Origin of the sequence: Saccharothrix syringae (assembly GCF_009498035.1) — a bacterium.
In the GTDB taxonomy this organism is placed as follows: Bacteria; Actinomycetota; Actinomycetes; order Mycobacteriales; family Pseudonocardiaceae; genus Actinosynnema; species Actinosynnema syringae.
Map to the genome: position 1 here is coordinate 2,766,199 of NZ_CP034550.1, position 22,995 is coordinate 2,789,193.

A 22,995-nucleotide genomic window follows, 5' to 3' on the forward strand; every position below is an offset into this window, starting at 1 on the left:
GCGGTCAGCGACCGGCGCCCAGGGCGGCGGCCAGGGCGCGGAGGTCGCCGCCCAGCCGCTCGGCGTCCTCGACGGCGACGCAGCCCGTGGAGACCCACACCGACAGCCGGCTCGACGCCGGGATGTGCAGGCTCACGCCCGAGACCCGGTCGACGGACGTCAGGTAGGTGTCGGGGTCCATGTCCGCGTCCTGCCGGATCCGGGCCTCGACGGCGTCCGCGTCGGCCTCGGGCAGGTCGTGGCTCTCCAGGACCAGGTGCAGCTCCACGACGTCCGGTGACGGGCCGAGCAGCGGGTTCGTGCGGTCGCACCGCTGGGTGCGGAGGTCGACGGGGACGCCGGGCAGCGCTTCGTAGTCCCGGAACTCCGAGGTGAGGGAGCGCAGCGCGGCGGAGGTGGCCTCGGTGGGGTAAGGGCCGTGGTAGGTGGACCGGTCCGCCAGTTGCAGGCTCAGCAGCCCGGCCGCCACCGCCCACACCGAGAGCGCGCACGCGAGCAGGCCGCCCGGCACGCCGAGCCGGGGCGTGCGGTCGCGGGCGGGGTGGCCGCCGTCGAGGTCGTGGGACGGCTCGACGTCCGGGCGCGCGGCGTGCAGCGCGTCGAGGAACGCCCGCCGCAAGCCGGGGCTCCGCCAGCGGGCCCGGAACCGCTCCCGCGCGGTGTCGACCTCCACCACGTCGCGGGTGAACCCGGCCGGGTCCCGTAACGCCACCACGAGTCCGACCAGCAGCGAGTTCGGCAGCCAGAACGCGAGCCAGAACGGCTTGGCCGACACCGAGCCCACGCGGACGGCGGTGATGGCGTCGTACGGCACGCGGCTGCCCGCCAGCACCAGCGCGTCCGGCTCGAAGACGGCGTGCCTGGGCCAGCGCACGGCGTGCGCGGCGGCGGTCCCGGCGACGACCAGGTCGGCGGCGGTGAGGAACCAGAAGAGACCGGTTTCCGGCGTCTCGGTGATGCCCCAGACGTGCAGCGCGGCCGCGGCGACGGCCACCGCGACCACGGCCCAGGCCCACAGCCCGGCGTTGGACAGGAAGACTCGTCGCGTCATGTCGTGTCGACGGTCCGGGGCGGCGGGCGGTTCCGGGTGGGGACGGGGAACTCCGGGTGGCCGGGGCGCCCGGAGCGCCGCGGTGGAGCTGCTCACCTCCTGCGGGCCTCGACCAGCAGCCGCTGGGAGTGCGCCACGAACGGGCCGTGGCGCTCGATGAACCCGTGCAGCTCCAGCAGCCGGTCCCGGTAGGCGGCCGCGGTGAAGCCGGGGACGATCCAGATCACCTTGCGCAGGAAGTGCACCACGGCCGCGATGTCGTGGAACTCCACCCGCAGGGCCTCCTGGCGCAGGTCGACGACCTCCAGGCCGGCGGCCTCGGCGTCGGCCGCGGTCCGCACCGGGCTCCGGCCCGGGTCGACCGGTCGCGGGCCCATCAGGAAGTCGGTCAGCTCGCGCACCGAACCGGCGCCCACCGCCTGGGACAGGTAGGTGCCGCCGGGGCGCAGGACGCGGTGCACCTCGTCCCAGCGGACCGCCACCGGGTGGCGGCTGACCACCAGGTCGAAGTGCCCGTCCGGGAACGGCAGGTCGTCGGTGTCGCCGACGTGCGCGACGGTCGCGCCGAACTTCGCCAGGTTGCGGCGCGCGATGGCCAGGTTCGGCGGCCACGACTCGGTGGCCGCCAGGACCGGAGGTGCCACCGGGATGGAGGCCAGCACTTCGCCGCCGCCGGTCTGGAGGTCGAGCGCGGCACCTGCCGTCGCCATCCGGGCGGCCAGCAGGCCGGCGTAGCCCCAGGAGGGGCGCTGCTCGGTCGCGCGACCGGTGAACCAGGAGAAGTCCCAGCCCTCGGTCGGGACGGCCTCGCCCTCGGCGACCAGCTCTTCGAACGTGGGCACGGGAGCGATCGTGGCAGGTCGGGGCGGTGGTCGCACCGGGTTATCGGCCGGCGGTCGGTCGAGGGCCCGGCACGGCGCGCGGGCCGAAGCGCAACCGCAGGGCGTTCAACGCGACGCTGAGCAGCGGGCGGGTGGGCAGCCAGCTCAGCGGACCGGCGGGGTTGGCCCGCCACGTCGCGCGCACCGGGTGCACGCGGGCGCTGCCGCGCAGCGGGGTGCGGACCAGGGCCGTGCCCAGGACCTGCCAGGCGGAGGTCGTCAGCGGCAGCCGCAGGCCGAAGCGCGGGGACGACGTGGCCACGTGGGCGATCGGGCCGCGGTCGTCGTGCGCGGACGCGGGTGAGTCGAACGTCGCGTGCTCCTTGGGGATGCCCCACAGCTCGCGGCCGCCCGCGAGGGCCACCGGGCTGTCCACCCAGATCTGGTTGACCGACACGCCCAGGCGCCACCCGCGGCGCACCAGCACGGCCACGACCAGCTCGTGGTAGGCCAGGCCCGGTGGTTGATAGGCCACGAACGCGGTGCCCACCAGCGCCCGACCGCGCACGGTCAGCGGGCGGACCGGCGGTGGCGGCAGCCGCGCCGCGTCGGCCAGCCACACGGAGAGGCACGCGTCGCCGTGCAGCACCCAGGGTTCCGGCGGGTAGGTCATGGCGATCATTCTGCGCCGACCGGGGACGCGCCGCGACGCCGGCGGCCGCGGGGCGCCGGGACCGCGCAGCGCACCCGGTCGTCGCTTTCCGGCGGCTCGTCGACCGACGGGCCGTCGGCGGCGAACCGCAGCGACACCCGGTCGGCGTGCCGCACCGCCCACGCGGTCACCGCCTCCGCCCTGGTGGTCGGCCGCCAGCCCTGCACGATGGTGACGCGCCGGCCCCGCTGCCGCACCAGCCTGGTGAAGAACTCCGCCAGCCGCACCCCGTCGAACGGGTCGGCGGTGGGGATGAACAGCACCGTGCCGCGGGGGGACACCGCGTACAGCACGGAGGTCCGCGCCCCGAGCACCGGCGTCCCCGACGCCGCGGCGTCCGGCGGCGGGGGACCGGTCAGCCGGTTCGTGAGCGCGTGGTGCGTCCACAGCGTCTCCCCGCCCGCCCCGTGGGGACGCGTCACCCGCGCGGTGCCGGGGCGGCGGCCGAGGGACACGGACTCGTTCAGCACGCCCCAGCGGATCAGGTAGTTGCGCACGGTGGTGACCGACAGGGGCACCCGGAGCCGGCTGTTGATCAGCTCCGCGATCACCTGGTTGGTCCACAGCCAGTACCGCAGCCCCACCTCCTCCGGGCCGCCCGTGGTCACGGCCCGGATGGTCCACAGCTGCTGCGCGTACGTCAGCGCCAGGTGGTCGCCCGGCCGCCTGCCCCGCCGCCTGCCGCGCAGGGCCTCCTCGCCCCGGGTGCGGTAATCGCGGTGCCAGGTGCTGATCGTCTGCCGCGACACGCCGAGCACGCGGGCCACCTCCGCCCGGGAGGTCCCGGACTCGACCGCGGCGACCGCTCGCCTGCGCAGGGCCTCCAACGCGTCCGGGGTGAGCTTCCGCGCGTCCTCGGGGTACATGACGCCACCATCCTTCGTCCGGGTCATCGCCGCGCTCGGCGCGGTGTCAGGGAATGCCCAGGGGGAGCTGCACGATGGCTTCGTCGACATCGGACGTCCGCACTGCCAACGACACCTCCCAGCGCCCGGATACGGCCATGGGCAGCGCATCGGAGATGTAATGCCCCGGCACACCGCCGTAACGCAGCGGCACGTCCAACGGGTCGGAAGACCCTTGTGGCGGGGTCAGCGCCGCGCGCACCTCGGGCACCCCCTTCGGCTGCCCGCGCTCGTCCAGCACGGCCACGTGCAGCTCGGTCGCGCCCGTCGAACCGGGGGCGGCGAGCACCGCGACCCGGCCGCGCCCGGCCGCGCCGCCCGCGTCGAAGTCCGTGATTGCGGGTTCGCCGGGCGCGGCGGCCGGCGGGGCGGCGGCGGCCTGCCGGGCCTGCGCCCGCGCCACCGCGGCGGTCTCGGTGTTGACCAGCGCGGCGGTCAGGCCGAGCACCGCGGCGGCGATGCCCGCCTCCACGGCCACGAGCCGGCCGAAGCGGCGCACCGGCCCGTCGCCGGGTCCCCGCGCGGCCCGGCGCTTGTCCGACACCGTGACGACCGGGAAGCCGTAGTGCCGCCGCACCCACCGCCGGGCCGCCGCGCCCAGCGCGACGAGCGCGGCCACCAGCGCCAGCTTGCCGATCAGGACCCGGCCGTAGGCGGTACCGACCAGGGCGTCCGGGGTGCCCACCAGGCGCCACGACTGGAACACCCCGGTGACCACCACGACCGCCACCGCCACCGGGGCCGCCCGGGAGAACCGCGGCACCACCACGCGCAGCGCGGGCACGTCGTCCGGCCGCACCGCGACCGCGGCGACCGCGACCAGGCCGCCCAGCCACACGGCCATCGCGGTCAGGTGCGCGGCGTCGGCGGCCAGGGCGAGGCCGACCAGGCCGCCGGCCGCGCTGTGCGAGGCGGTGCTCCAGGTCAGGGCGAGCAGCCCGGCCACCGCCAGCACGACCGCGACGCGCCGCCGCCGGGCCACCGCGGTGTCCGCCGCCGGGTCCACATCGGACTCGTCCGCGCGGCGCAGGTGGCGCAGCAGCCCGAAACCCACCAGGCCGAGCAGCAGCAGGCGTGCCAGCAGCGCGACGCCCATCCGGGTGCCCGAGGTGTCGGCGACCAGCGCCGGGTCGACCGCGTCGCCCAGCGGGCGGCCCGTGGCGTAGGGCCCGTACAGCAGCAGCGCGAGGACGGTGGCCGCCAGCAGGGTCCACCACCCGCCCACCAGCAGCACGCGCACCCGCCTGCCCGGCGCGGGCCGGGCCTGGCACCACGCGGTGTGGAAGGCGGCGCCCACCAGCAGGGCGAACCCCGCGAAGGACAGCCACCGGGTCGCCGCGTGCAGCGCCACCACGGCCCCGCCGGGCTCGGCGGCCACGTCGGCGCGGTTCCCCGTCGCCGCGGACGGCCGGCCCACGCTGAACACGAACGCGCCGCGCACCGGGTGCGAGTCCGCCGAGGTCACCTGCCAGCTCACCGTGTACGTGCCGTCGGACAGCGCCCGGGGCACCGGGACCACCACGGCCTCGGGCCGGTCCCCGGCGTGGGCCGGCTCGCCGGTGGGGACCACGTCGCCGGCCGGCCCGAGCAGTCGCACGGTCGCCAGGCCGAGGTCCACCGGCTCGCTGAAGGTCAGCGCCACCTCGGCGGGCGTGGTGTCGAGCACCTGCCAGCCCGCGGGCGCGGTCGACACGAGGGTGGCGTGCGCCGCGGCCGTGCCCTGGCCGCCCAGGACGGGCAGCAGGGCCAGGACGAGCGCCGCGCACGCGCGCGCGAAGTTTCGGGCGATGGCTCCGGTCACCGCTTCTCCTCACGACGGGACGGACGGGGTGGACAGGATGGACGAGGTGCACGGGGTGCATGAGATGGGCGGGAGTGCGGGGGACGGGCGGGGGTGCGGGGCGGATGGGGCACGCGGGGCCGACGACCGGCGAAGTGCCGTCGGCCCCGCGTGCTGTCGATGCCGCGTGCTGTCGATGCCGCGTGCTGTCGATGCCGCCCGGCGTCGGCCCTGCGTGCTGTCGATGCCGCCCGGCGTCGGCCCTGCGTGCTGTCGATGCCGTGCGGCGTCGGCTCCATGCGGCGTCAGACCCGCGTGGTGACCTTCTCGGCCGGTCGGGTGCGCGCCGGTGCGGACCGGTTCCCGCGCCGCACCGCGGCCAGGCCGAGCGCGGCCAGGCCGGCCACCAGTCCCGCGCCTCCGAGCACCCGGCCCAGCGGGTCGGCGCCCGCGGCCGGCGCGGGCGCCGACGCCACCGCCCCCGCCTTGACCGACAGCTTCGGCGCGGGGTGGTCGGCCTCCGACGTGCCCTCGGCCGGGGTGTCGATCCACCGGACGACCTCTCCGCCGGAGTACGTCTGGAGCGCCTTGAACACCAGCTCCCGCTCGTCCTGCGGCAGCCGGCCCAGCGACACCGGGAACTCCTGGAACTGGCCGGGCGCCACCTCGCCGCCCTCCCACACGATGGCGGTCACGGCCTCGGTCAGCTCGCGGTCGCCGACCTTGACGGGCGGGTCCAGCTTCTCCGTGCGCGTGGTCGCGGTCCAGCCGGGCACCGGCTGCACGGACACGGAGGCGAACCGGTGCTCGGTGGGCAGGACCACTTCGAGCCGGTTCGTCGAGGCGTCGTCGCGCTCGTTGGGCACCCGGAACACCACCCGGGCGTAGCCGCCCGGCTCCGCGGTGGCCGGTGAGACGGTGACGTGCGCGGAAGCGGTGGCGGGGAACAGCAGGGCGGCTCCGGCGGCCACGACGACCGCGGTGAGGGCACGCGCCCTGGAGGTGTGCGAGGACATGGTCATCCCTTCTCGGGTGGGGGTTCGGGGCTCAGCCGCCGAGCGGCAGCGGCAGCGGCAGGCCGACCGTGGGCGGGTCGACGTTGAAGATCGACACCAGCCCGGCCATGCCGTGGTGGGTCTCCGCGTGCGAGAAGATGTGGCAGTGGATCATCCACTTGCCGACCCTGGTGGGTGTCCAGATCAGGTCGTAGGTCTGGCCGACCGACACCGTCACGGTGTCCATCTGCTGCGGGAACGGCAACCGCCTGCCGTCCTGGGCGACCACCTCGAAGTAGCCGCCGTGCAGGTGGATGGGGTGGATCATCTCCGGACCGGTGCCGATCAGCCGGATGCGGACCCGCTCGCCGACCCGCGCCCGCAGCGGCGCGGTCGCCGGGAAGGACTTGCCGTTGAACACGAAGCCCAGCGGGCCGTCGCCGATCATCAGCCGGTAGTCGCGGCTGGCGGAGATGTCGCCCAGCCTGGGCACGACCTCCAGCGACCCGTACAGGCCCTTGCCCTCCTGGTCGCCGTGCATGTGCGAGTGGTACCAGTGGGTGCCGGTGCTGATGGCCGTCCACTGGTAGGTGTAGCTCTGGCCGGGTTCGACCTCCGGCTGGGTCAGGCCGGGCACGCCGTCCTGGTCGTTGGGCAGGTCCATGCCGTGCCAGTGCAGGGAGGTGGTCTCGGGCAGGTCGTTCTGCACCACGAAGCGCACCTTGTCGCCCTCGTTGACCCGGATCACCGGGCCGGGGACGACCCCGTTGTAGGCGTATGCCTGCCGGACGTCGCCGGGGGCGACCTCCCAGGCCACGGGCGCGGCCCGCAGGTGGAAGACCTTGTAGCCGTCGACCGCCTCGTACTGGGCGAGCCGCGTGCCGTCGCCGAGGTCCTCGCCGGCCGCGGCCGGTGGCACCGGGTCGGCGACCAGGGGCCCGGTGCGCGCGGTGTCCGGGGCCACGGCGTTCGAGGCCACCACGCCCGCCGTCACCGCGGCCGCGGCGAGCAGCGAGGTCAGGACCAGGGGCAGCGCCCGGCGCGGTCGGCGCCGGGGCCGCAGTTCCGATGTGGACGGATCAGTGCCGGTCAGCTCGGTGGACATGCTCTGCCTTCCGCGAGGCACCCGGCGGGCCGGGGGACGCCGCGCAGGACGTCCCCCGGACCCGCGTGGGGTGGTGTCAGCAATCGGTGGTGTGGGTGATCGGGTGCCGCTGACGGCAGGTCAGCTGGTCGTTCACCGGGTTGCCGGGCACCTTCTGCGCCCAGCCGTTGTAGACCACCGGCACGGCGAGCACGCCCATGCCGCCCATGCCCACGTGGTCGACGACCTGGTCGTCGGTGGCGGTGGTGGGGGCCGGGTCGAGGACCATCTTGCCGACCACGGCGGCGTCGGAGATGTTCCCGTCGCCGTTGGGGTCGGTGTCCACGACGGCCAGCGTGTTGGCGAACTTGCTGGACACGTAGGCGTAGTAGCCGCCTCCCCGCTTCGCGCCGAAGTTGACGCCGTGGCAGCCCGCGTCGCAGGGCAGCCACTTCACGATCTCGTCCGTGCGCGGGTCGATGACCGTGAGGTTGGACGTCAGCGTGTTCGCCACCACCATGGCGGTGCCGTCCGGGCTGACCGGCAGCTGGATCGGCAGGCCGCCGATCGGGCCGCGCTCACCGGCCACCGGGTCGTAGTTGCGCCACAGGTCGATCTGCTTGCTGTGCACCGTCGCGCCGCCGTCCTTGCACGCGTCGGCCTTGAGCGAGATGCAGGAGACCGTCCCGCCCATGAAGTTCGCCGTGTACGCCTTCGCGCCGTCGGGCGTCATGCTCGTGGCGATCGGCAGCTCCCCGGTGGCCTCCTTGCGGATGTTGCCGGTGGGGATGTCCACGACCGTGGAGTCGTAGCTGTTGACGTTCGGCGTGATCATGGTCGAGCCGTCGCCGGTCATCCAGTGGGCGTGCGGGTGCGCGACCTTCTCGCCCGGCGCCTGGACCGGGATGCGCCGGTCGACCTTCGTGGCCCCCGGCGACAGCTCGACCACCGACGCGCCGCCGTTGATCGCGACGTGGAGCTGGTCGGTGTCGGTCCTCGTCATCACGTGCGACGGGTCGGGGCCGACCTCGATCTGCCGGACGAACCGGCCGGTGGCGCGCTCGAACACGTCGAGCTTGTTGCCGAACCACTCGGTTTGGTAGATGTACCTCTCGTCCTTGTCGGTCCACATGTTGTGCGGGTTGTTCATGTTGATCTCGGGTAGGGCGACCTTGCGGTCCACCTTCCACGCGGACACGTCGACCTTCGTCGCGGTGCCGGACTTGGTCTTGCCCGCGGTCTTCTCCAGCTCCGTGTCGACCCAGACCTCGCCGACACCGGGCGTGCCGGGCCGCTGGGTCAGGGCGGGCAGCGTCTTGGGCGTGTTGAACTTGTTCTTGAAGTAGGCGTCCAGGATGGGCACCAGCTGCGGCGAGCCGTTGGAGTCGTACATCAGGATCGGGGCCGGCGGGTAGGTCGGGTTCCAGGTCCGGGCCTCGGTGTTGCTGAACTTCTGCCAGTTGTTCGGCGCGGTGATGGTGAAGAACTTCTGCACCAGCTGCGAGATGATGTCCGCGTCGGACGGGACGTTCAGCGCGCGGCTGTTGACCTTGAGCTTCTTGCCGAAGTCCAGGCCCGGGGTGAGCGGGTCGTCGACCACGACGGCGCCCAGCATGTACGGGTGGATCTTGCAGACGAACGCGTAGAGGCCCGGTTCGGTCAGCTGCGCGCTCGTGCTGCCGATGAAGCCGCCGGGCTGGTCGAACTGCGCCGCGCCCTCCGGCCAGATCAGGCTCGTGATGGTGTGCGCCGACTCCGCGGCCGGGGCCGAGATGTCGAAGTTCACCGTCACCGGCAGGCTGATCGTGGTGCTGGCGACGTACCGCTGGATGTCCTCCAGCAGCCGCATCAGCTCCACGCCGACCGGCAGGTCGAGCAGCGAGGTCTTCGCGTTGGCCGGGCGGTTGGCCATCTGCTGGGTGAGCTGGTCGAGCAGCAGGTTCGCCCGGATGGCCCGCAGGTCCAGCAGCGGCAGCACCTTGTTGATCGACGCCCGGAGGTTGTCCAGCCCCAGCAGCTGGTTCAGGTCCACGCCGAGGCTCTGGAGCAGCGGTGAGCCGGTGTTGAACACCAGCCCGGTCAGCCGCGAGAGGTCGCCGTTGAGCAGGTTGGCCGCCGCGTCGCCGAGCAGGTTGCCGTTGCCCAGCAGCGGGATGCCGTTGAGCGGCAGGCCGGGGATCAGCCCGCCGGGCTTGATCCGCGGCAGTTCGGCCACCGCGAGCGACCGGGTGCCGAACAGCTGGAGGTTCGTGTCGTACCAGGAGCCCTGGCTGTCGGTGAGGTGGAACGACACGGGGATCGGGCCGACGCCGACGGGCAGGCCGCCCGAACCCGTGGTGGTCGTCGCGGCGGGTGGCTGCGTGGTCGTGGGCGCGGCCGTCGTCGTCGTGGTGGTGGTCGTGGTGGTGGTCGGTCCCGTGGTGGTCGTGGGCGAGGTGCCGCCGACCGTGACGGTGCCCAGCATGTCCGGGTGGAAGCGGCAGCGGAAGTTGACCGTGCCCGGGCTGGTGAAGGTGAACGAGTAGGACTCGCCGGCGTTGACGTCGGATCTCAACGGGCCGCCGTCGACGCTGTGCACGACCCCGTTGGTCTCGTTGTTCGTCCACCGCACGGTGTCCCCGACGTTCACGTTGAGCGTCGGCGGGTTGTACTGGAGGTTCTGCATGGACACCGTGAACGTGGCCGCGGTGGCCACCGGGGCGTTGACCCCCGCGGCCACCAGGACGAGCAGCAGCGCGGAACCGGCCGCGACGGCCCGCCTCCCGCGTTGCCGTCCCGTTCCCGACGAGAACATGCGCGGTATCAGGGGAGAGCGCATTGTTTTCCCTTTCGGTACCTGTTGCGGCGCACCGGAAAACCTCGTGGTTGTTCGATGGCCGCCGACTGAAGGCAACTCAATACATCCACGGTCCATGTCTGTTCGATTGCCCGAACGTTAAGGGTGGGTCAACTGGATCGCACCAAGCCCTTTTAAGAGTTGTGATGAAAGGGCGTCGACTTCGGTTCGGAGTCGTCTCAGGTGACGGCCTGGTGTCGTGTTCAGCGGGCCCGGGACCTGGGATTTCTCCTGGTGGAAGACGTGCGCGTGGTTGATGCGAGGATTGTTCGGGTGACGGGTATTTAATTTACCAGTGTGCACCGGACACCTGTCGAGCCGTTGTTCGCACCCGTGGCGGCGACCACCCAAAAGGCTTCTGGCAAAAAGTCCGCGGCGGTGCCAACATGTTCCGCACGCAACTCCGGAACCGGCGCGCGAGCGCGCTTCCGGTGCTCCGGGACCGAGGTGGAAAGCGAGCGGACATGACTCTTCCCAGACGAACCCCGACGGCGGGCGGGCACATTTCACCGCCCGCTGCGGGCGGGAGCGGGCGGCGGTGGGCGGTCGGGGTGGCCGCGGCGGTGGCCGTCGCCGGCACGGCGGTCTGGGTGGCCGCCGGGCCCGGGGCGGAGCCGGTCGCGCCCACCCACGCCGTCGTCTACGAGGTGACCGGGCCGGGCGGGAAGTCGTCGGAGATCAGGTTCACCACCGACGGCGCGAACACCACCGAGCGGGTCGAGGCGGTCGACCTGCCGTGGCGCCGGGAGCTGGTCGTGCCCGCCGGACCGGGGCTCGGCATCGCGCAGGTGATGGCGACCAACGGCCAGGGCGAGTCGATCACCTGCACCATCACCGTCAACGGCCGCGTGGTCGCCTCCCGCACGGCGCGGGGCGAGTTCACCACCGTGTCGTGCTCGAACATGATGACGCCGGACGCCGCGCGGGGCTGATCACTCGGTGCGCGCGGACTCGCGGCTGTCGAGCCGGTACCCCAGCCCGCGGACGGTGGTGATGGTGCGCCGCCGGAACGGGGTGTCGATCTTGCGGCGCAGGGCGCTGACGTAGACCTCGACCAGGTTGGGCTCGGGGTCGCGGGCCTCGTCCCACACGCCGGCGATGATCTCGGCCTTGGTCACCACCCGGTCGCGGTGGCGGAGCAGGAACTCCAGGACCGCGAACTCCTTGACGGTCAGGGGGATCGGCGTCCCGCCGCGGCGACAGCTCCGGGTGGCCGGGTCCAGCGCCAGGTCCCCGGCCCGCAGCACCGCCGGCCGGGGCGTGCTGCCGCGCCGCGCCAGCGCCCGCAGCCGCGCCACCAGCACCACGTAGGAGAACGGCTTGGTCAGGTAGTCGTCCGCGCCGGTGTCCAGCCCCTCGGCCTCGTCCAGCTCGCCGTCCTTGGCCGTGAGCATCAGGATCGGCGTCCACACCTCCGCGGCGCGCAGGTGCGCGCACACCCGGTAGCCGTTCATCCCCGGCAGCATCACGTCCAGCACGATCACGTCGTAGGCGTGCTCGCTCGCCCGCCACAGCCCGTCCCGGCCGTCGTGCTCCACGTCGACGACGAAACCCTCGGCCACGAGCCCGCGCACGAGCAGCCCGGCCAGGCGTCGGTCGTCCTCCACCACCAGCACCCGCATGCCCGCACTATGCCGCAAGGGGAACTCCCCGTCCTGAAGTCCGCTTCAGGTTGCTGCAGGTGCGCTTCAGGCGCCCGTGCGAGAACAGGCGCCGTGCGAGAACGGCACCGACCGGGAACGGGAAGGCGCGGCGCCTGCCGCAGGGGGGTGGCGACAGGTGCCCGCCGCGCCGGGGACGTCAGCCGCGGGCGCCCAGGCCCCGCCTCGGGCGGGTGGTCGTCGGCGGTGCGGGCTCCTCGGGCGGGTTCACCGCCGTGTAGGCGGCCAGCCAGCCGGTCGCCCGGTAGTCGCCCCGGCGGGTGAAGACCGCGACGCCCGTGTCCGGCGACTCGTCGTCCGACTCGGGGTAGGGGATCGTCGAGGCCGACGTGGTCGGCTCGGTGCGCGCCCGCCCCCGCCACGCGACGGCCGCGGCGCCGGTCCCGCCGGTCACGGCGGCTCCCGAGGCGTGCGCGGTCAGCGCGTAGTTGGTGGTGCGCTCGCGCATCAGCGCGGTGTAGCCGGCGTGGTCCAGCACGCAGCCGGCGGGCGAGCGGCCGGGCGGCCAGTCCGGCGACCGCACGCCCCGCGCCACCGCCGAGCGCCACAGCTCCGGCACGTGCGTCCGCAGGTGGGCGCGGGTCGCCATCTCCTCGCACATCCACAGCAGCCGGCCCGAGCCGCGCGCCGGGGCGAGCGACCGCCAGCGCACGCGGTGGTCCAGGTCCGCCGCCACCACGGCGATCCACGGGTGCACGGTGCCCAGCGCGCCCTGCGCGGCCAGCCACGCCAGGAACCGCGGCGCCTGCTCGTAGACCGGGTGCAGGGTGGTCAGCGGGATGCCGCCCGCGACCCGGCGGCCCGGTCGGTCGAACAGGTGCGGCGAGCGGGCCGCCAGCAGCAGCGCCGCCCAGGCCAGGTCGCCCGGCGCGGTGGTCGTCTGCGACCCCAGGCCCTTGACCGACGTGCTGCTGGTGATCCGCGACGTCTTGCCGCCCGCCTTGATCACCGTGGCCACCGCGGGGCGCACCGGCTCGGGCACCGGGATGCCCGCCAGGTCGGGCACGGCCACCGACAGCACCAGGCTCAGCGCGGTCTCCGCCTCGTCCGGGTCCCGCGGCACGGGCAGCAGGCCGAGCGTGCGGCGCAGGCGGTGGCCGGTGTGCGTGGACACCATCATCCGCGCGGTCAGCCTGCCCAGCTCGGTGATCGCCAACCGGCCGCCGGTCGCGGTCAGGTGCCCCTCGTCGACCAGGAACTGCACCGCCTCCTGCACCGGTTCCAGGTCGTCGTCGCCCTGCGCGTGCGCCAGGGTCTCCACCCACCACGCCTGCGCGTCGCCCTCGGTCTGGATGCGGCCCTGGAGCACCTCGGCCAGCACGTGGTCGGGCAGCGACTCGCGGATGCGCGAGTACACCGAGTAGCCGGCCACCAGCCGGGTCTGCCACTCGGCGCGCTGCGTCTCGTCCACCACCAGGTAGGACCAGCCCTCGGTCTCGCCCGCGCCGATCCGCCCGGCCCGGCCGAACATCTGCAGGACCGTGGAGGTGTCCATCGGCTCGCCGCCGATCGACACGTCCCGCACCACGACCGCCCGCGCGGGCAGGTTCACGCCCGCCGCCACCGTGGAGGTCGCCACCAGCACGTCCGCCTCCCGGCCGCGGAAGGCGCGCTCGGCGGCGTGCTTGTGCTCGTAGTCGGCGTAGTGCAGGCGCACGCCGACGTCCGCGCAGACCCGCGTGAGCCCGTCCACGTCGTCGGCGGCCACGGTGTGCACGGGCGCGCCGCGGTCGGCGGCGATCGCCATCGCGGTGGAGCGGACGTTGCGCTTGGAACCGCAGAACACCAGCACGCTGCCGCCCTCGGCGGTGTGCCGGTGGGTCAGGTCGATGACCACCTGCTCGCGCAGCCGGTTGTTCGCGGCGAACCCGGAGGCGGCCGGGATCGTCGGCAACTGCCACGTCACCCGCGACGGGCGCCAGGTGGTGGCCACCAGCTCCGCCTCCAGCCACTCGGCGACCTCGGCGGCGTTGGTCACGGTGGCCGACAGGCCGACGATGCGCACCGGCGAGTCCGCGCCGCGCACCCGGGCCAGCAGGGCCTCCAGCAGCGCGCCGCGGCCGGGGCTGCCCAGCAGGTGGATCTCGTCGACGACCAGGCAGCCGACCTCGCCCAGCGCGGCCTGGAGGGAGGCGGCGCGGCAGATCGCCTCGAACTTCTCGGTGGTGGCCACCCACAGGTCCGCGGCCTTGACCGCCTCCACGTCGACCGCGTACTCGCCGGACAGCCGCTCCACCCGCAGCCCCGCCGAGCGCCACGCCTCCAGCTCCCGGTCCAGCTCGTCGGTCAGCGAGCGCTGCGGCACCAGCCAGGCGGCCTTGCGGCCCTCCTCCAGGATGGCCTTGAGCACGGCGAGCATGCCCATCGCGGTCTTGCCCGCGCCGGTCGGGGCGGTGATCAGCAGGTGGGAATCGCCGTCCACCAGGTGGGGCGCCGCCTGGGTCTGCGCGGGGTTGAGCACCGGGAACGGCAGGAACCGCGCCCACTCGGCGGGCGCGAACCGCTCGACCGGCACGGGTGCGGGCACCTCACCCGGTGGTTCGTGCAGGTCCCAGAGCACCTCGAACGCCAACCGCGCGGCCCGCGCGGCCTCCCCGGAGACCGGCTCGCACCGCTCCGGCACGATCCCGCCCACCTCGGACAGCCAGGCCGAGGCGGTGTCGGTGGTCACGTCCTCCTGCTCCAGCCAGTGGCGGATTTGGCGGAACGGGACGCCCGCGGTGCGCAGGCGGGTGCGGAGGTCGTCGAACTCGGGGCGGTCGGGCAGGACCACCCGGGCGTCCACGTCCCGGGGGAGGGCGGGGACGTCCAGGGCGGGGTCGACGGTCTTGCACCACCACACCGGTCGGGTGCCGGCGGTCGGGGGGAGGGTCGGCAGGTCGGCTTCGCGGGTGGTGGGTGCCGCTTCGGCGCCGCTGAGGACGGAGCGGATGCGGGCGGCCATGGCGACCGTCGAGGTGCGCCGGGTGGGGCGGGGTGGTTCGGGGGCGGTGGGGTCGGTGCCGGTGGGGGCCGGGTCGGTGTGGTCCGGGGTGGCGTCGGGGGTGAGGTCGGTGGGGCCGGTTGGGCCGGGGGTGGTGCGCCCCGGGCCGGCGGGTCGGTGATCGGCCGGTTCGGCGGGGGTGTGCGGTGCCGGTTCGACGGCCGGGGTGGGCTGGGTGGGTTCGGTGCGCGGGGTCGGCTGGGTGCGCGGGGTGGGCTGGGTGCGCGGCTTCACCGCCGCGGGCCGTGGCCCGCGGGTGAGGGCGTCGAGTTGCGCGTCCTCGGCCAGCCGCCGGGTCACGGCCTCCGGCCGCAGCTCGCCCAGCACCGACTTCTGCGCCAGCTTCAGCTCGCGCAGCGTGAACGTCGCCGGGCACGCCGGGCACGCCACCGCCGCCTGGAGCTGGTGCTTGCCCCGGTGCGGGTGCGCCCGGTACAGGCCGTGCAGCTCCCCCTCGCACCGGGGGCACCGCCGGTCGATCGGCACCGGTGAGAGCTGCCACCCGGGCTCGGCGTACCGCGCGATCGCGGGCTCGGGCCGGACACCCCACCGGGCCTCCACGACGCCGGCGACGGACGTGTCCACCACGGGTGACCCGCGTTCCACTCATCGCCTCCGTCCCGGCCCCGGCGGGCCGACAAGCGATGCTATGCCGATTCCGCGCCGCGCTGCCCGTGCTCCCGGCCTCAACCGCGGGCCACCAGCAGCGGTACCTCCTGCTCCACCGCCGTCAGCGAGCCGTGGTGGCCGGTGAAGGTGGTCATGTGCGGTTCGGCTTCCGTCCGCACCAGGGCCAGCCCGCCACGCGCCGCCACCACCAGGTCACCGATGCGCGGCAGCACGTGCCCGGCCACCCGCGGCCCGAACCAGCCCGCCTCGACCGCCTCCGCCCGCGAAGCCAGCCACACCTTCTCACCCAGCACCGACAACCAGCGCTCCCGCACCCGCTCCGGCTGCTCCGCGTACACGTGCCGCACCCGCGCCTCACCCGCCAGCGCCCGCACGCCCTCCCGCAGCTCGTCGGAGGTGTCCAGGTCGATCCGCTCACCCACGGTCACCATCCCGTGGTCGGCCGTCACCACCAGGGCGCCGTCGGGCGGCAGCTCCGAGGCGATCGCCTCCGCCACCCGGTCGACGAACCTCAACTGCCACCGCCACGGCTTGCTGCCCGGCCCGTAGACGTGCCCCAACGCGTCCAGGTCCGGGTGGTAGGCGTAGCAGAGCACCCGGTCCGCCGACCGCAACGCCTCCGCCACCCGCCCCACCAGGTCGCCGAACCCCAGCACCCCGTCGAACCGCCCACCGCGCAGCACTGCCCTGGTCAGGCCGCTGCCCTGCTGCTCGCGCGGCAGCACCAGGCGCACCGCCACCCCGGCCGCGGCGGCGGTCTCGAACGCGGTGGGGCGCGGTTGCACCGACTCGGGCACGAGGTGTTCGCGCAGGTCCACGCGTTCGGGCACGCCGTACCGGCTCCACCCCAGCGTGTTCAGCACCTCGCCGCCGGCCTCGAACGAGTAGCCGACCAGGCCGTGCTCACCGGTCGGCGCCCCGGTGCCCAGCGCGGCGAGGCTGGTGGCCGTGGTGGCGGGGAAGCCGGCCGTGATCCCCGGGCCCGCCAGCGACGCCAGGAACGGCGCGTCGTCCTCGTGCTCGCGCAGCAGCCGCCGGCCGAGGCCGTCCACCAGCAGCACGCACACCCGCGCGGGTCCGGACAGGCCCAGCACGTCGGTGGCGCCGGGTACGCCCAGCCCGGCCAGCAGGGAGGGCACGACGTCGGACAGCGAACCGGTCCCGTACCGGGGCACCAAGGGGTCCATCCCCCCGACTCTAGGGCCGGTGCGACCGCGGACCGGCCGGTTCGGCCGCCGAGGGTGGCTGAACCGGTGGCTGAGCGGGGGCCGAAGGCGGCTGAACCGGCGGCCAAGTGGCGGCCGGGCAGCGACCGGGCAGTAACCGGGCGGCAACCGGGCAGCGGCCCGGCGGCGGCCGGTTCGGAGAGTCGCCGGGTGGCGCGACCCGACCGGCCGTCTAGTGTCTCGCGGGAAGACGCTCATGAGGAGGCGCGGGTGGTTGGGGAAGCTGGGCAGGGGCACCGCCTGACCGGGTTGCTGCGGGACAACGCCGACGAGGTGGTCCGGCGTTGGGTCGAGGCCGTGGCGGTGACCGTGCGCGGGCGGGCGACCGGCGCCGAGCTGGAGCGCGACTTCCGGGAGCTCTTCGGCGCGCTCGTGCCGGTGGCCGACGGCGGCGACGTGCGCGGTGAGCGGTTCACCGAGGTCAGGACGCTGCTGGAGGAGATGTCGCGCAACCGGGCCCGCGGCGGTTACACGCCGACGGAGACCGCGTCCAGCGTGTTCGCGCTCAAGCGCGTGGTGTTCGAGCTGACCGAGGACAGCGCCACGCCGGAGCTGTTCCGCCAGCTCATGGAGTTCTCGACGCTGCTCGACGCGCTGGGCCTGATCACGTTCGAGACCTACGCCCGCGCCCGCGAGGAGATCATCAAGGAGCAGTCGGAGCAGCTGCTGGAGCTGACCACGCCGGTGGTCAAGCTGTGGGAGGGCGTGCTGGCCGTGCCGCTGGTCGGCACCCTCGACTCGGCCCGCACCCAGGTGGTGATGGAGAAGCTGCTGGAGACGCTGGTCGAGACCGGCTCGGAGCACGCGATCATCGACATCACCGGCGTGTTCGCGGTCGACACCCAGGTCGCCCAGCACCTGCTCAAGACCGTCGTCGCGGCCCGCCTGATGGGCGCGGACTGCATCATCTCCGGCATCCGGCCGCAGATCGCGCAGACGATCGTGGAGCTGGGCATCGAGTTCGGCGACATCACCACCAAGGCGTCGCTGGCGGACGCGCTGCGCCACGCCCTGCGCAAGGAGGGCACCGACATCGTGAAGGTGGACCGCTGATGGAGCGGGTGCCGATCCTGGAGATCGAGGGCATCCTGCTGGTGTCGATCCAGATCGACCTGCACGACCAGAGCGTCCTCGCGCTCCAGGAGGACCTGGCCGAGCGCATCTCGGCCAGCGGCGCGCACGGCGTGGTGATCGACATCTCGGCGGTGGAGATCGTGGACTCCTTCATCGGCCGGATGTTCGCCACCATCGCCTCGCTGTCGCGGCTGTTCGACGCGGACACCGTGGTGGTGGGCATGCGGCCCGCGGTCGCGATCACGCTGGTCGAGCTGGGCCTGACGCTCGGCGGCGTGCGCACCGCGCTGAACCTGGAACGCGGCATGAGGATCCTGCGCGAACTCGGCGCGCACCGCAGAGGACGGCCGTGACCGCCCCCGGCGGGACGCCGGAGGAGTTGCCCATCACCGGTGACGACGACGTGGTGCGCGTGCGCCAGCTCGTGCGCGGGTACGCCCAGCGCGTGAAGCTGTCCCTCGTCGACCAGACCAAGCTCGTCACCGCGACCAGCGAGCTGGCCCGCAACACGCTCATCCACGGCGGCGGCGGTTCGGCCACCGTCGAGGTCGTCGCCGACGGCCCCCGGCAGGGCGTGCGGGCCTCGTTCCGCGACGCCGGGCCGGGCATCCCGGACCTGGCGCTCGCCCTGGCCGACGGCTGGAGCAGCGGCACCGGCCTCGGGCTCGGCCTGAGCGGTTCCCGCCGGCTGGTCGACGAGTTCGACCTGGACACCGAGGTGGGTCGCGGCACCACGGTGACGGTGGTGAAGTGGAAGCGGTGAGCACCTGCCTGCCCGTGGCCGAGGACGTGGCGTGGCTGAACGTGGACGAGGCCGCCGAGGTCGGCCGGGTCCGCCGCACCGCGACGCACCTGGCCGAGCGGCTGGCGTTCCCGGGCACCAGGGTGGCCGAGGTCGCGCTCGCCGTCACCGAGATCGGCACCAACCTGCACAAGCACGCCACCGGCGGCCAGGTGGTGGTGCGGTCGGTGCGCGACGCCGAGCGGGCCGCGGTGGAGGTGCTGGCGCTCGACCGCGGCCCCGGCATCACCGACGTCGGGCTGGCCATGACCGACGGCCAGTCCACCACCGGCACGCTCGGCCTGGGCCTGGGTGCAGTGGCCCGGTCCGCCGACGTGTTCTCGCTGTCCTCCGAACCCGGCCGGGGCACCGTGCTGGTGGCCCGCTTCTACGCCCACCGCGACGCCGCGTTCGCCGACGACGGCAGCACCGCGGGCCTGACCAGGGCGATCCACGGCGAGGAGGTGTGCGGCGACGCCTACGCCGTGCGCCGCTCGCCGGGCCGGGTGACCCTGATGATGTGCGACGGCTCGGGGCACGGCCCGCTGGCCGCGTCGGCGTCCCGGGAGGCGGTGCGGGTGTTCTGCGACCTGCCGCCGGGGCGGCCGGAGGAGGCCGTGGCCCGGCTGCACGAGGCCCTGCGCGGCACCCGCGGCGGCGCCGTCGCAGTGGCCGACCTGGACTGGGCGGCGGGCACGGTCCGCTTCTCCGGGCTGGGCAACATCGCCGCCGCGGTCCTCGCGGACGGCCGCAAGCGCAACATGGTGTCGGTGCCCGGGGTGGCCGGCTTCCAGGCCCGGACCGTGCGGGCCTTCGACCACGAGCTGCCGGGGGGCGCGGTGGTCGTGCTGCACTCCGACGGCCTGACCGAGCGCTGGACGCCGCAGGACGTCCCCGTCACCCGACCGCCACTGGTGATCGCGGCCGCGCTGCTGCGCGACGCGGGTGTGCGGCGGGACGACGCGGGCGTGCTCGTGGCGGTGGCGCCGTGACCGGACCGAGTGAGAGCGCGCAGGGGGACGAGGTGCTGCTGAGGGTCACCGTGCACCGGGAGGCCGACGTCTTCCCGCTGCGCCAGCACGGCCGCGACGCCGCGGCCGCGCTGGGCCTGGACGGGCAGAACCAGATCCGGGTCGCCACCTCGCTCAGCGACGTGGGCCGGGAGCTGGTGCGGCTGACCACGCCGACCACCCTGGTGTTCCTGCTGCGCCGCCCGCCGTCGCCCGCGCTGCTGATCCGGGTCGAGACCGTCGACACCGACGGGCCAGGCTGGGACACCGCGCGCCGGCTGATGGACGAGGTGCTGGCCGACCCCGCGGCCACGACCCTGGTCAAGGCCCTGCCCGCGAGCCCGCCCGCGCCCGACGAGGTCGAGCGGCTGCGGCGGCGGCTGACCGCGTGGGACGCCCCCGACTCGCTGGACGAGCTGCGCGCCCAGAACCAGGACCTGGTGCAGACCCTGGAGGACCTGGAGGCCAAGCAGCGCGAGCTGGTGCGGCTCAACGAGGAGCTGGAGGACACCAACCGGGGCATCATCGCCCTGCACAAGGAGCTGTCCGACGAGCTGGAGCAGACCAACCAGGGCGTCGTGGCGCTGTACGCGGAGCTGGAGGAGAAGACCACCCAGCTGCGCGAGGCGGCCGAGGCGCGCACCCGGTTCTGGTCCAACATCAGCCACGAGCTGCGCTCGCCGGTCAACTCGGTGCTCGGCCTGGCCCGGCTGCTCGCCGACCCCCACGGCGACCCGCTCACCGAGGAGCAGCGCCGCCAGGTCAGCCTGATCGAGGAGGCGGGCTCGACCCTGCTGGCCCTGATCAACGAGCTGCTGGACACCGCCAAGGCCGAGTCCGGCAGCCTGCGGCCCCGGTTCGCGCCGGTGGACCTGCCGCTGCTGCTGGCCGGGCTGCACGGCTCGGTGCAGCCGCTGGTCCGCTCGGCCGAGGTGGAGCTGGTGGTGGACCACCCGGCGCCGATGCCCGAGCTGATCACCGACGAGGTGATGCTCCAGCGGGTGCTGCGCAACCTGCTGTCCAACGCGCTGAAGTTCACCGAGCGCGGCGTGGTGCGGCTGGCCGTCGACCTGGACGCCGACTCCGCGGTCTTCGTCGTCTCCGACACCGGCATCGGCATCCCCGAACCGGAGCAGAACCGCATCTTCGAGGACTTCTACCAGGTGCCGGGCCGGCTCCAGGTCGGCGCGGGCGGCACCGGCCTCGGCCTGCCCTACGCGCGGCGGCTCGCCCGCATCCTCGGCGGCGACCTGGTGCTGCGCAGCGCGCCCGGCGAGGGCACCGAGGTCACCGTGCGGCTGCCGCTGCGCCAGGCCGACGACTCCACCGCGGCGCTCGCCCTGGTCGTGGTGCCCGACGACGGGGTGCGCTCCCGGCTGGTGGCCGCGCTGGACGGGCTCGCCGAGCGGGTCCTGGAGGTCGGCGACGGCCGGGCCGCCCTGGCCGCGGCCCGCCGCGAGCGGCCGGACCTGGTGCTGCTGGCCGCGGACGTGCCGCTGGTCAGCGGCACCGAGATCCTGTCCGTGCTGCGCGGCGACGAGCGGTCGCGGTCCGTGCCGGTGGTCCTGGTCGGCCCCGACGGGGACAGCGGCCTGGAGCGCACCGCCGCCGCCCACGCCGCGACCGTGCTGGCCGCCGGTGGCGTCGCGCCCGACGCGGTGCGCGACGCGGTCCGCGCCGCCCGCACCCTCGCGCGCGCCGAGGGCGACCGGCCCGGGGACGACCGGTGACCCCGCCCGTGGCGGGCGCCCGGCTGCTGGTCGTCGACGACACCGCGGCCAGCCGGTACGTCCGGGTCAGCTGGCTGCGCCGCGGCGGCCACGAGGTCACCGAGGCGGTCACCGGCGGCCAGGCGCTGGACCTGCTGGCCCGCCAGGAGTTCGACCTGGTCGTGCTGGACGTGGACCTGCCGGACATGACCGGGTTCGAGGTGGCCGAGCGGATCAAGGGCGACCCGCGCACCGCGGCCGTGCCGGTGGTGCACGTCTCGGCGGCCTTCCGCGCGGCCGAGGACCGCATCACCGGCCTCAACCGGGGCGCGGACGCCTACCTGACCGAGCCGCTGGAGCCCGGCGAGCTGCTGGCCACCGTCGAGGCGGCGCTGCGCTACTACCGGGCCCGCGCGCTGGCCGAGCGGCTGGCCGACCGGTTGGCCAAGCTCACCGCGGCGACCCTGCGGATCAACGCGGCGGGCACGTTCGACGAACTGGTCGCCGCCGCGGCCGAGGGCACCGCGACCGTGCTGGGCGCGCCGGCCACCGTGCTGGTCACCAACCCCGACGGCGCGCTGCTCGTCGGCCGCGCCGAGCCCGGTGCGGCGACCGGGCTGCGGCGCGAGGCCGGGCACCTGCTGCAGGGCGTGCCACCGGACACCGCGACGTTGGCCGACCCGCCGTGGGAGCCGGGCGGGCCCGCGTTCGTGGTGGTGGCGCGCGGCAACCCCCGGCGCCCGCCGATCCGCGTCGCCGTCGCGCCCGACGCGGTGGCCACCGACGAGGACCGCAACCTGCTGCGGCAGCTCGCCCAGGCGGTCGCGCTGACCACCGAGGGGCTGCGCGCCTACGCCGAGGAGCACAACCTCGCGCTCACGCTCCAGCGCAGCCTGCTGCCGCGCCGCCTGCCGTCGCTGCCCGCGCTGCCGATGGCGGCCCGCTACGCGCCCGCGTCCGCGCACGCCGAGATCGGCGGCGACTTCTACGAGGTCACCGAGCTGGACGACCGGCTGCTGATCGCCATCGGCGACGTCACCGGGCACTCGCTGCACGCGGCCACGATCATGGGCGAGGTGCGGCACGCGCTGCGCGCCTACGCGGTGGACGGCACCGACCCGGCGGAGATCCTGCGGCGCACCGACGCGATGGTGCGCAAGTTCCACTCGACCACCGGGCTGACCACGATGTGCCTGATCCTGGTCGACCCGGCGTCGGAGACGGCGGTGGTCGCCAACGCGGGCCACATCCCGCCGCTGCTGGCCGACGCCTCGGGCACCCGCTACCTGGACGTCCGCGGGCCGCTGCTGGGCATCGGCCTGCCCCGGCCGCCCGCGTCGGAGGTGGTGCTGCCGGTCGGTGGGCTGGTGCTGCTGACCACAGACGGGCTGGTCGAGCACTCCGGGGCCGACCTGGACGAGGGCATGGAGCTGCTGCGGTCGGCGGTGTCGCACGACGACGACATGGACGAGCTGTGCGACCGGCTGCTGGCCGAGTTCGGGCAGGACAAGAAGGACGACATCGCGCTGCTGGCGTTCCGGCGCGAACACCTCCTGCGATGACGGCCGCATGGTCCCGGCGCCGTTGGGGAAGCCGGGCTGGTGGTGGCGATCGTCGGGTTCCGCCTCGGACCGGTCGCCGGTGAGGGGTACCCGCCGAGGTCGGTGGTCGAGGCGGACCCGGCGGAGGCGGAGCCCCGGATGCGCGGCCACACCCGGATCACCGACCCCGGGTGAC

At 74.5% G+C, this 22,995-nt stretch carries 19 protein-coding genes; 8 read left to right on the forward strand and 11 right to left on the reverse strand.

Annotation, left to right across the window (positions count from 1 at the left end):
• Positions 1 to 4 precede the first annotated feature (4 nt).
• From EKG83_RS12905 to EKG83_RS12940, 8 genes are all read right to left on the reverse strand, one after another.
• Positions 5 to 1,051 (reverse strand): hypothetical protein, encoded by a 1,047-nt coding sequence (locus EKG83_RS12905; RefSeq protein ID WP_033427304.1) that lies wholly within the window; start codon positions 1,049 to 1,051, stop codon positions 5 to 7.
• Between the two features lie 92 nt (positions 1,052 to 1,143).
• The gene (locus EKG83_RS12910) at positions 1,144 to 1,893 is read right to left on the reverse strand and encodes a class I SAM-dependent methyltransferase (protein WP_033427305.1); all 750 of its coding nucleotides are present in this window, start codon (positions 1,891 to 1,893) and stop codon (positions 1,144 to 1,146) included.
• A gap of 40 nt (positions 1,894 to 1,933) precedes the next feature.
• Positions 1,934 to 2,545, reverse strand: a complete 612-nt coding sequence (locus tag EKG83_RS12915) for an acetoacetate decarboxylase family protein (protein ID WP_033427306.1) — start codon at positions 2,543 to 2,545, stop codon at positions 1,934 to 1,936.
• 5 nt (positions 2,546 to 2,550) lie between these two features.
• Entirely contained in the window at positions 2,551 to 3,450 is a 900-nt protein-coding gene (locus EKG83_RS12920; protein WP_051764254.1) for a helix-turn-helix domain-containing protein, read from the reverse strand.
• Positions 3,451 to 3,496: 46 nt separating this feature from the next.
• A complete protein-coding gene (locus EKG83_RS12925; RefSeq protein ID WP_051764256.1) occupies positions 3,497 to 5,290 on the reverse strand; it encodes a copper resistance CopC/CopD family protein in 1,794 nt (597 codons plus the stop codon).
• Positions 5,291 to 5,574: 284 nt separating this feature from the next.
• Positions 5,575 to 6,291, reverse strand: a complete 717-nt coding sequence (locus EKG83_RS12930; RefSeq protein ID WP_033427307.1) for a YcnI family copper-binding membrane protein — start codon at positions 6,289 to 6,291, stop codon at positions 5,575 to 5,577.
• A 25-nt stretch (positions 6,292 to 6,316) separates the two neighbouring features.
• A complete protein-coding gene (locus EKG83_RS12935; RefSeq protein WP_084715865.1) occupies positions 6,317 to 7,369 on the reverse strand; it encodes a multicopper oxidase family protein in 1,053 nt (350 codons plus the stop codon).
• A 76-nt stretch (positions 7,370 to 7,445) separates the two neighbouring features.
• Positions 7,446 to 10,142 carry a cupredoxin domain-containing protein gene (locus EKG83_RS12940; protein WP_228122595.1) on the reverse strand — a complete coding sequence of 899 codons (2,697 nt, stop codon included), beginning with the start codon at positions 10,140 to 10,142 and terminating at the stop codon, positions 7,446 to 7,448.
• A gap of 506 nt (positions 10,143 to 10,648) precedes the next feature.
• On the opposite strand from EKG83_RS12940, the gene EKG83_RS12945 reads away from it, so the two are divergent.
• The gene (locus EKG83_RS12945; RefSeq protein ID WP_170191731.1) at positions 10,649 to 11,116 is read left to right on the forward strand and encodes an MmpS family transport accessory protein; all 468 of its coding nucleotides are present in this window, start codon (positions 10,649 to 10,651) and stop codon (positions 11,114 to 11,116) included.
• Here the strand turns inward: EKG83_RS12945 and EKG83_RS12950 are convergent, their stop codons facing one another.
• The 3 genes from EKG83_RS12950 to EKG83_RS12960 all read right to left on the reverse strand — a co-directional run bounded on the left by EKG83_RS12950 (position 11,117) and on the right by EKG83_RS12960 (position 16,645).
• Entirely contained in the window at positions 11,117 to 11,806 is a 690-nt protein-coding gene (locus EKG83_RS12950) for a response regulator transcription factor (RefSeq protein ID WP_033427309.1), read from the reverse strand. It abuts the gene before it with no gap.
• Positions 11,807 to 11,984: 178 nt separating this feature from the next.
• The gene (locus EKG83_RS12955; RefSeq protein WP_265590330.1) at positions 11,985 to 15,413 is read right to left on the reverse strand and encodes a DEAD/DEAH box helicase; all 3,429 of its coding nucleotides are present in this window, start codon (positions 15,411 to 15,413) and stop codon (positions 11,985 to 11,987) included.
• Between the two features lie 101 nt (positions 15,414 to 15,514).
• Positions 15,515 to 16,645 carry an alkaline phosphatase family protein gene (locus EKG83_RS12960; RefSeq protein ID WP_051765588.1) on the reverse strand — a complete coding sequence of 377 codons (1,131 nt, stop codon included), beginning with the start codon at positions 16,643 to 16,645 and terminating at the stop codon, positions 15,515 to 15,517.
• 249 nt (positions 16,646 to 16,894) lie between these two features.
• Between EKG83_RS12960 and EKG83_RS12965 the strand changes: the two genes are divergently transcribed.
• From EKG83_RS12965 to EKG83_RS48995, 7 genes are read left to right on the forward strand one after another with little or no spacing between them, the layout of a single operon-like run.
• Complete coding sequence (locus EKG83_RS12965) at positions 16,895 to 17,737, forward strand: STAS domain-containing protein (RefSeq protein ID WP_033430768.1); 843 nt, start codon at positions 16,895 to 16,897, stop codon at positions 17,735 to 17,737.
• Positions 17,737 to 18,111 (forward strand): STAS domain-containing protein, encoded by a 375-nt coding sequence (locus EKG83_RS12970; protein WP_033430769.1) that lies wholly within the window; start codon positions 17,737 to 17,739, stop codon positions 18,109 to 18,111. The genes EKG83_RS12965 and EKG83_RS12970 overlap by 1 nt, the downstream gene beginning before the upstream one ends.
• Positions 18,108 to 18,521: an ATP-binding protein gene (locus tag EKG83_RS12975; protein ID WP_033430770.1), complete on the forward strand. Its 414-nt coding sequence runs from the start codon at positions 18,108 to 18,110 to the stop codon at positions 18,519 to 18,521. The genes EKG83_RS12970 and EKG83_RS12975 overlap by 4 nt, the downstream gene beginning before the upstream one ends.
• Complete coding sequence (locus EKG83_RS12980; RefSeq protein ID WP_033430771.1) at positions 18,509 to 19,531, forward strand: ATP-binding SpoIIE family protein phosphatase; 1,023 nt, start codon at positions 18,509 to 18,511, stop codon at positions 19,529 to 19,531. Before EKG83_RS12975 ends, EKG83_RS12980 begins: the two co-directional genes overlap by 13 nt.
• Positions 19,528 to 21,279 (forward strand): ATP-binding response regulator, encoded by a 1,752-nt coding sequence (locus tag EKG83_RS12985; protein ID WP_033430772.1) that lies wholly within the window; start codon positions 19,528 to 19,530, stop codon positions 21,277 to 21,279. The genes EKG83_RS12980 and EKG83_RS12985 overlap by 4 nt, the downstream gene beginning before the upstream one ends.
• Positions 21,276 to 22,820 (forward strand): fused response regulator/phosphatase, encoded by a 1,545-nt coding sequence (locus tag EKG83_RS12990; RefSeq protein ID WP_033430773.1) that lies wholly within the window; start codon positions 21,276 to 21,278, stop codon positions 22,818 to 22,820. The genes EKG83_RS12985 and EKG83_RS12990 overlap by 4 nt, the downstream gene beginning before the upstream one ends.
• A 39-nt stretch (positions 22,821 to 22,859) precedes the next feature.
• The gene (locus EKG83_RS48995; protein ID WP_265590331.1) at positions 22,860 to 22,994 is read left to right on the forward strand and encodes a hypothetical protein; all 135 of its coding nucleotides are present in this window, start codon (positions 22,860 to 22,862) and stop codon (positions 22,992 to 22,994) included.
• The last annotated feature ends 1 nt before the right edge of the window (position 22,995 follow it).

Bases quoted from the DNA above. Each gene is read 5' to 3' on its own strand.
- EKG83_RS12905 (WP_033427304.1), bottom strand. From the start codon at position 1,051: ATGACGCGACGAGTCTTCCTGTCCAACGCCGGGCTGTGGGCCTGGGCC.
- EKG83_RS12915 (WP_033427306.1), bottom strand. From the start codon at position 2,545: ATGACCTACCCGCCGGAACCCTGGGTGCTGCACGGCGACGCGTGCCTC.
- EKG83_RS12920 (WP_051764254.1), bottom strand. From the start codon at position 3,450: ATGTACCCCGAGGACGCGCGGAAGCTCACCCCGGACGCGTTGGAGGCC.
- EKG83_RS12930 (WP_033427307.1), bottom strand. From the start codon at position 6,291: ATGACCATGTCCTCGCACACCTCCAGGGCGCGTGCCCTCACCGCGGTC.
- EKG83_RS12935 (WP_084715865.1), bottom strand. From the start codon at position 7,369: ATGTCCACCGAGCTGACCGGCACTGATCCGTCCACATCGGAACTGCGG.
- EKG83_RS12940 (WP_228122595.1), bottom strand. From the start codon at position 10,142: ATGTTCTCGTCGGGAACGGGACGGCAACGCGGGAGGCGGGCCGTCGCG.
- EKG83_RS12945 (WP_170191731.1), top strand. From the start codon at position 10,649: ATGACTCTTCCCAGACGAACCCCGACGGCGGGCGGGCACATTTCACCG.
- EKG83_RS12950 (WP_033427309.1), bottom strand. From the start codon at position 11,806: ATGCGGGTGCTGGTGGTGGAGGACGACCGACGCCTGGCCGGGCTGCTC.
- EKG83_RS12960 (WP_051765588.1), bottom strand. From the start codon at position 16,645: ATGGACCCCTTGGTGCCCCGGTACGGGACCGGTTCGCTGTCCGACGTC.
- EKG83_RS12970 (WP_033430769.1), top strand. From the start codon at position 17,737: ATGGAGCGGGTGCCGATCCTGGAGATCGAGGGCATCCTGCTGGTGTCG.